The sequence below is a fragment of the Candidatus Marivariicella framensis genome (assembly GCF_982709265.1).
Genome location: NZ_CEXPNT010000011.1, coordinates 60,515 through 67,431, shown reverse-complemented (window position 1 = coordinate 67,431; position 6,917 = coordinate 60,515). Strand labels below are relative to the sequence as shown.

Below are 6,917 nucleotides of genomic sequence, written 5' to 3'. Positions count from 1 at the left end.
TCATGCCCTAGACGCTCCGCTCTAAGATAGTAAGTCATTAATCTAGCTACAATAGTAATTACAAACAATACTACAATTATTACCAAAGCACCTCTATTGGATGATCTTCTACTTTTAGCCTTGATCTTGTGATATTGGGCTATATCTGTCGCTATCCAACGGAGTGCCTTCTTATAAATACTTAGCTCCTCTTCAATCTTTGCCATGAGGCTAAAGTAATCATTCTAATTGATTAAAAAATCTGTAGCGTTAAGACTATGGGGTTGTGTTGACATTTGACGGCTCATCACTCTCCTTTTTTGGTTGAAATAACATGACACATTGTCTGGAATTAACTATCTTTGTAACCCAAATTGCATGTTATTTTTGTTTATACCCAAGTATGGGTATAACTAATTTTAATAAAAAAAATATAAAAAAGGTTATACCTAAATGAGTCATACGAAAACACATAATAAGTTGAAGAACAATTCATTAAAGAATCCAAAAGCACTTACATCAACAAGTTATACCCAAAGTTATACCCACAAAAATCCTAACCAATATAACGGTGAAACCATTGGTAGTCAAGTAGTTGAGGGTAAAAATACACATAATAAAAAGGTATATATAGAAAGCTACGGATGTCAGATGAACTTTTCTGACAGTGAAATTGTTGCCTCAATTTTACAAAATGAAGGCTATTCTATAACTAATTTGATTAATGATGCTGACCTTATACTCGTAAACACATGTTCAATTAGAGAAAAAGCTGAATTGACGGTTAGAAAACGATTGGAATTTTTTCAATCAATAAAAAAAAATAATAAAAGCTTAAAAGTTGGTGTTTTAGGCTGCATGGCTGAAAGACTTAAGCACAAGTTTTTAGAGGAGGAGAAAATAGTAGATATGGTTGTAGGTCCTGACGCATACAAAGATATTCCAAATCTATTAGAAGAAGTAGCTGATGAAAAAAAAGCAATTAACATAATTCTTTCAAAAGACGAAACTTATGGTGACATTTCACCTGTTCGTCTAAGCTCAAATGGAGTTTCTGCCTTTGTTTCAATAACAAGAGGCTGTGACAACATGTGTACTTTTTGTGTAGTTCCATTTACCCGGGGACGCGAGAGAAGTAGAGACCCAAAAAGTATTCTTGAAGAAATAGATGATTTAGTAATTAAAAATTATAAAGAAATAACACTCTTAGGTCAAAACGTGGATAGTTATTTATGGTATGGTGGTGGAATGAAAAAAGATTTTTTAAAATCAAGTGAATTACAGCAAAAAACCTCTATCAATTTTGCGAAATTATTAAATTTAGTAGCTGAAAATTATCCAAAAGTTAGAATTCGTTTTTCAACATCAAATCCACAAGACATGTCCGTTGATGTTCTTCATATAATGGCTAAGCATAATAATATATGTAAACATATTCATCTTCCAGTTCAGTCAGGAAGTAATACTATTCTAAAGAAAATGAATCGCTTACATACTAGAGAACAATATTTTAACCTTATAGATAATATTCGTGAAATAATCCCTAATTGTGGCATTTCTCAGGATATGATTGCTGGTTTTCCAACAGAAACAGAAAAAGATCATACTGACACCCTATCTCTAATGGATTATGTGAAATATGATTTTGGCTTTATGTTTTCATATTCAGAACGTCCCGGAACTTTAGCTGCCAGAAAAACAATAAACGATATACCTGAGAAAATAAAAAAAAGACGACTTCAAGAAATAATATCTCTTCAACTAAAACATAGTAAATTCAGAACACAGCAATATGTCAATAAAGCTTTATGTGTTCTCATTGAAAAAGAATCTAAAAAAAGTAATTTAAAATGGAGTGGAAGAACAACCCAAAACACGGTAGTTGTTTTTCCCAAGGAAAATTACAACATTGGAGATTTTGTTGATGTTAAAATTGAAAGCGTAACTTCAGCAACCCTTAAAGGCTATGCTGTTGATTATTCAAAAGCAATATAGTATATGGAAATTTTACAATCAATTAAGCAACGGTTTGGAATTATTGGAAATAATGAAGGATTAAATAGATCTCTAGAAAAGGCATTAAGGGTTTCAGCTACTGACATCTCAGTTTTAGTGACCGGAGAAAGTGGAGTTGGAAAAGAAAGTATTCCGAAAATAATTCATCAAAATTCGCCAAGAAAGCACTTTAAATATATAGCTGTAAATTGTGGAGCAATTCCAGACGGAACAATAGATAGTGAGCTTTTTGGTCACGAAAAAGGAGCTTTTACAGGCGCCACATCTAATCGAAGTGGATACTTTGAAGTTGCAGATGGAGGGACAATTTTTTTAGATGAAATAGGAGAATTACCCCTACAAACTCAAGTTAGACTTTTAAGGGTGTTAGAAAATGGTGAATTTATTAAAGTAGGTTCTTCTAGGGTCCAAAAAACAAACGTAAGGATAGTGGCTGCGACAAATTTAAAAATGGATGAAGCTATTGCAAAAGAGAAATTTAGAGAAGACTTGTATTACCGGCTTAGTACTGTTGAAATTAACTTACCTCCTCTTCGGGAAAGAAAAGAAGATATCCCTTTATTGTTTAGGAAATTTGCGGCAGACTTTGCTCAAAAATATAAAATGCCGACACTAAGACTAGATGAGGGTGCACAAAAAATATTACAAAATTATTATTGGAATGGAAATATTCGACAACTAAGAAATGTTGCTGAACAACTTTCTGTTTTAGAGAAAGATCGTCTTCTGTCATCAAGTACTTTAAATAATTATTTACCAAAAAGCCTAAATCGACTACCTGCTTTAATTGAAAGAAAAAAATCAAATTCAGATTTTTCATCTGAAAGAGAGATTTTATACAAAGTTTTATTTGACATGAAGGGAGACTTAAATGATTTGAAAAAACTGACATTAGAACTAATGCAAAGTGGAAATTCTTCAGAGACTCAAGAAAAAAATCATAATTTAATTCAAAAAATATATCAAAACGAAGATGACAAATCAGATTTAAAAACTATTGAAAATCATTCAGTTAATCTTGAGGACTCAAACAATATTGAAAAAAACTCTGTGAACGAACTAAAATACGATTATGCTGAAACGGTTATTGAGGAGGAACCTCTATCTTTACTTGAAAGAGAAATAGAGATGATTAAAAAAGCTTTAATTCGAAGTAAAGGAAAACGAAAAAATGCTGCAAAAGAGCTTGGTATTTCTGAACGAACTTTATACAGAAAAATAAAACAACACAATCTTAATGAATTGGAAGAATAATTTATACTTTTTTTTAATATTATTGATTTTTTCTATCTTAAATGGATGTAAATTTTATTCATTTACTGGTGCTTCAATTCCAGCTGGAACTAAAACATTTCAAGTTAATTTTTTTGAAAACTTAGCTGGTAATCGTCCTGGGTCTATCGTTGAACCTGGATTAGATCAAGAATTTACAATAGCACTTCAAGATCTTTTTTTAAATCAAACTAATTTATCCATAGTTAATAAAGGAGGAGACCTTTTATACGAAGGGGAAATAGTAGAATTCAGTGTAACGCCAATGTCAGCTACTTCTCAGATAAAAGCTGCACAAAACAGACTAACAATGGAAATAAATCTTAGATACTTCAATAAAAAAAATAAAGATGATGATTTTGAAAAAAGATTTTCTCATTTCTATGACTTTTCAGCTAATCAGCAAGTTTATGATGTAAGAGATATAGCTCTTGACGAAATATTTGAGAGAATAACTCAAAATATTTTTAATGAAACACTAGCAAAGTGGTAAGAATATGAATAATAAAGAATTTACAACTTTACTAAGAAATTTTAATCCAAGTTCTTCAAAGTCATCTAATGAGTTAGAAACAATAACAAAAATATATCCTTACTTTCAAACTGCCCATTTCTTATACGTGAAGTCTTTACGAAATCAAGAAAAAATAAATTTTAATTCTGTTTTAGAGAAAACTGCTACAATCACATACGACAGAAGTTTATTAATGAATTGGATAAATGAAAAGTATGAAATTAGATCTAATGAATTCAAAACCAAGATAGAGAAAAACACTTTTAAAGTTAAGTCAAAAAACAAGTCAATACTAAAAGAGAATGAAAAAGAAAAGGAAAAACTCTCTAGTTTTAGATCAAAAAAATTAAGCTTTACTGAATGGATTTCAATATCAAATAATAAGTCCTTGAATAATATTGATTTCACAGATAGTGACAATAATGATAATTGGAAAATAATTAATTCTTTCTTAAAAAAAGATCCGAAGGTGTCTCAGTCCAAAAACATTAACTCTAATTCAATGATTGACTTAAGTTCTAAAAGTGATTTTTCTAATGAAGAACTTATGACAGAAACACTAGCAAAGATATTTATTAAGCAAGAAAAATATGATAAAGCTTATCAAGCATACAAAATATTAAGTTTGAAATATCCAGAAAAAAATGCTTTATTTGCAATCCAAATAAATGAAATCAAAAAACTAATAAATAAAATCAATAAATAATGAATACTTTTTACGTTTTTATTGCCTTAATTATATTTTTCTGTTTTTTATTAATCCTTGTTGTTATGGTCCAGAATCCAAAAGGAGGTGGTTTGTCTTCTTCATTTGGTGGTGGTGGAGTTCAACAAATGGGAGGAGTTCAAAAAACAACTGATTTTTTAGATCGTAGTACTTGGATTTTAGGAGCCGTACTCTTAATATTGATTTTATTATCTAATGTTGCTTTAGAAAGAGGAAATACAGCTTCGGATTCAAAATTAATTCAGGGAGATAATATAGAAGAAGTTATTCCTGAGGAAGTTATTCCAAGCAGCACAATACCAGAGGTAAAAGATTAAATATTACATTAATTTCAAGAATCTAATCATGACAGTCTGACATTTATTTTGTCAATTATCTTTTTTTTTTTATTTGGCATAGTTTATGAAAATAATAATTTTTAATTAATAAATTTTTAATTATGAGTAAAATCAATATTAAACCACTAGCTGATAGAGTTCTTATTAAGGCTCTAGATGCAGAAACAAAAACAGCTTCAGGTATTTATATTCCTGACAGCGCAAAAGAAAAACCACAAAAAGGAACTGTAATAGCCGTTGGACCTGGTACATCTGAAAACCCAATAACTGTAAAAATTGGTGATCAAGTATTATACGGTAAATATTCTGGAACTGAATTAAACCATGAAGGAACTGACTACCTTATGATGAAGGAAAGTGACCTAATGGCAATTGTTTAAACTTATAAATAAATCATGGCAAAAAAAATAATATTTGATATAGACGCAAGAGACGGTGTCAAAAGAGGAGTTGATGCTCTAGCTAATGCAGTTAAAGTTACTTTAGGTCCAAAAGGACGAAATGTAATAATTGGAAAGGCTTTTGGATCTCCACAAGTAACTAAAGATGGTGTTACTGTTGCTAAAGAAATTGAACTAGAAGATCCTCTTGAAAACATGGGAGCTCAGATGGTAAAAGAAGTTGCCTCTAAAACTAATGATTTAGCGGGTGACGGAACAACTACAGCTACTATTTTAGCTCAGGCTATTGTAAAAGAAGGTTTAAAAAATGTTGCTGCTGGAGCAAATCCATTAGACCTTAAAAAAGGTATAGATAAATCCGTAGCTGCAATTGTCTCTAATCTCGAGAAACAATCTGTTGAAGTTGGAAATTCCTCAGAAAAAATAAAACAAGTTGCAAGTATTTCAGCTAATAATGACGAAAATATTGGAAGCTTAATCACTGAAGCGTTTGAAAAAGTAGGCAAAGAAGGTGTAATTACCGTAGAAGAAGCAAAAGGAACCGAAACTTACGTTGACATTGTAGAAGGAATGCAATTTGACAGAGGTTACCTTTCTCCTTATTTTGTAACTGACTCAGAGAAAATGTTAACCGATTTAGAGACACCATACATATTATTGTATGATAAGAAAATTTCTTCAATGAAAGATCTTCTTCCAGTTCTAGAACCTGTAGCACAGACTGGTAAGCCTTTATTAGTTATCGCTGAAGATGTTGATGGAGAAGCATTGGCTACATTGGTAGTAAATAAGCTTAGAGGATCTCTCAAAATTGCTGCAGTAAAAGCACCTGGTTTTGGTGATAGACGTAAAGCAATGCTTGAAGATCTTGCTATTTTAACTGGAGGAACAGTGATTTCTGAAGAAAGAGGTTTTACTCTTGAAACTACTACTATCGAAATGTTAGGAACTGCAGAAAAAGTAACCATTGACAAAGACAACACAACAGTTGTTAATGGAGCTGGAGATGGTAAAGCTATTAAAGATAGAGTAAACCAAATAAAAGCTCAAATTGAATCTTCAACTTCAGATTATGATAAAGAAAAACTTCAAGAACGACTAGCTAAACTTTCAGGAGGTGTTGCTGTTCTTTATGTTGGAGCTCCATCTGAGGTAGAGATGAAAGAGAAGAAAGATCGTGTAGATGATGCTCTCCATGCAACTCGAGCTGCTGTTGAAGAAGGAATTGTTGCAGGAGGGGGAGTTGCTTTATTAAACACAAAGAAAACGTTAGATAAGTTAAAGTCAGACAACGCTGATGAAGCTACTGGAATTCAAATTGTTTATAAAGCAATAGAATCTCCTTTAAGAACAATAGTAGAGAATTCAGGAGGAGAAGGATCAGTTGTGATTTCTAAAGTTTTAGAAGGTGAACCAAATTTTGGATATAATGCAAAAAGCGGAACTTTTGTTGACATGCTTAAAGAAGGAATAATTGACCCAAAAAAGGTTACAAGAGTTGCGCTTGAAAACGCAGCTAGTGTCGCTGGAATGATTCTGACAACCGAATGCGCTTTGGTTGATATTAAAGAGGATTCTCCTGCTGGAGGAGCTGGTATGCCTCCAATGGGCGGAGGAATGCCGGGAATGATGTAAATTTAATTATCAGATTAACTTAACAAAGCCTCATT

Annotated in this window: 8 protein-coding genes; 7 read left to right on the top strand and 1 reads right to left on the bottom strand. The window is 31.6% G+C overall.

Features of this window, described 5'->3' with window-relative positions; all coding sequences use genetic code 11:
• On the bottom strand, nucleotides 1–206 hold a 206-nt coding region (locus tag AC34EU_RS05495; protein ID WP_489696098.1), incomplete at its 3' end, for a hypothetical protein.
• A 226-nt stretch (nucleotides 207–432) separates the two neighbouring features.
• Here AC34EU_RS05495 and miaB point away from each other — a divergent pair.
• The 7 genes from miaB (at nucleotide 433) to groL (ending at nucleotide 6,882) form a co-directional block, all read left to right on the top strand.
• Nucleotides 433–1,974, top strand: coding sequence for a tRNA (N6-isopentenyl adenosine(37)-C2)-methylthiotransferase MiaB (gene miaB / locus AC34EU_RS05490; protein ID WP_487534167.1), 1,542 nt, complete (start codon nucleotides 433–435; stop codon nucleotides 1,972–1,974).
• A gap of 3 nt (nucleotides 1,975–1,977) precedes the next feature.
• Nucleotides 1,978–3,249 (top strand): sigma-54 interaction domain-containing protein, encoded by a 1,272-nt coding sequence (locus tag AC34EU_RS05485; RefSeq protein WP_487534166.1) that lies wholly within the window; start codon nucleotides 1,978–1,980, stop codon nucleotides 3,247–3,249.
• A 22-nt stretch (nucleotides 3,250–3,271) separates the two neighbouring features.
• Entirely contained in the window at nucleotides 3,272–3,760 is a 489-nt protein-coding gene (gene lptE / locus AC34EU_RS05480) for an LPS assembly lipoprotein LptE (RefSeq protein WP_487534165.1), read from the top strand.
• A gap of 4 nt (nucleotides 3,761–3,764) precedes the next feature.
• Nucleotides 3,765–4,487 (top strand): DUF8458 domain-containing protein, encoded by a 723-nt coding sequence (locus AC34EU_RS05475; protein WP_487534164.1) that lies wholly within the window; start codon nucleotides 3,765–3,767, stop codon nucleotides 4,485–4,487.
• Nucleotides 4,487–4,825, top strand: a complete 339-nt coding sequence (gene secG / locus AC34EU_RS05470) for a preprotein translocase subunit SecG (RefSeq protein WP_487534162.1) — start codon at nucleotides 4,487–4,489, stop codon at nucleotides 4,823–4,825. The genes AC34EU_RS05475 and secG overlap by 1 nt, the downstream gene beginning before the upstream one ends.
• Before the next feature lie 122 nt (nucleotides 4,826–4,947).
• A complete protein-coding gene (locus AC34EU_RS05465) occupies nucleotides 4,948–5,226 on the top strand; it encodes a co-chaperone GroES (RefSeq protein WP_487534161.1) in 279 nt (92 codons plus the stop codon).
• A 15-nt stretch (nucleotides 5,227–5,241) separates the two neighbouring features.
• Entirely contained in the window at nucleotides 5,242–6,882 is a 1,641-nt protein-coding gene (gene groL, locus AC34EU_RS05460) for a chaperonin GroEL (protein ID WP_487534160.1), read from the top strand.
• Nucleotides 6,883–6,917 lie beyond the last annotated feature (35 nt).

What these genes read in the sequence shown, in the direction of transcription:
- miaB (WP_487534167.1), top strand. Translation starts at nt 433, where the DNA reads ATGAGTCATACGAAAACACATAATAAGTTGAAGAACAATTCATTAAAG.
- AC34EU_RS05485 (WP_487534166.1), top strand. Translation starts at nt 1,978, where the DNA reads ATGGAAATTTTACAATCAATTAAGCAACGGTTTGGAATTATTGGAAAT.
- AC34EU_RS05475 (WP_487534164.1), top strand. Translation starts at nt 3,765, where the DNA reads ATGAATAATAAAGAATTTACAACTTTACTAAGAAATTTTAATCCAAGT.
- secG (WP_487534162.1), top strand. Translation starts at nt 4,487, where the DNA reads ATGAATACTTTTTACGTTTTTATTGCCTTAATTATATTTTTCTGTTTT.
- AC34EU_RS05465 (WP_487534161.1), top strand. Translation starts at nt 4,948, where the DNA reads ATGAGTAAAATCAATATTAAACCACTAGCTGATAGAGTTCTTATTAAG.
- groL (WP_487534160.1), top strand. Translation starts at nt 5,242, where the DNA reads ATGGCAAAAAAAATAATATTTGATATAGACGCAAGAGACGGTGTCAAA.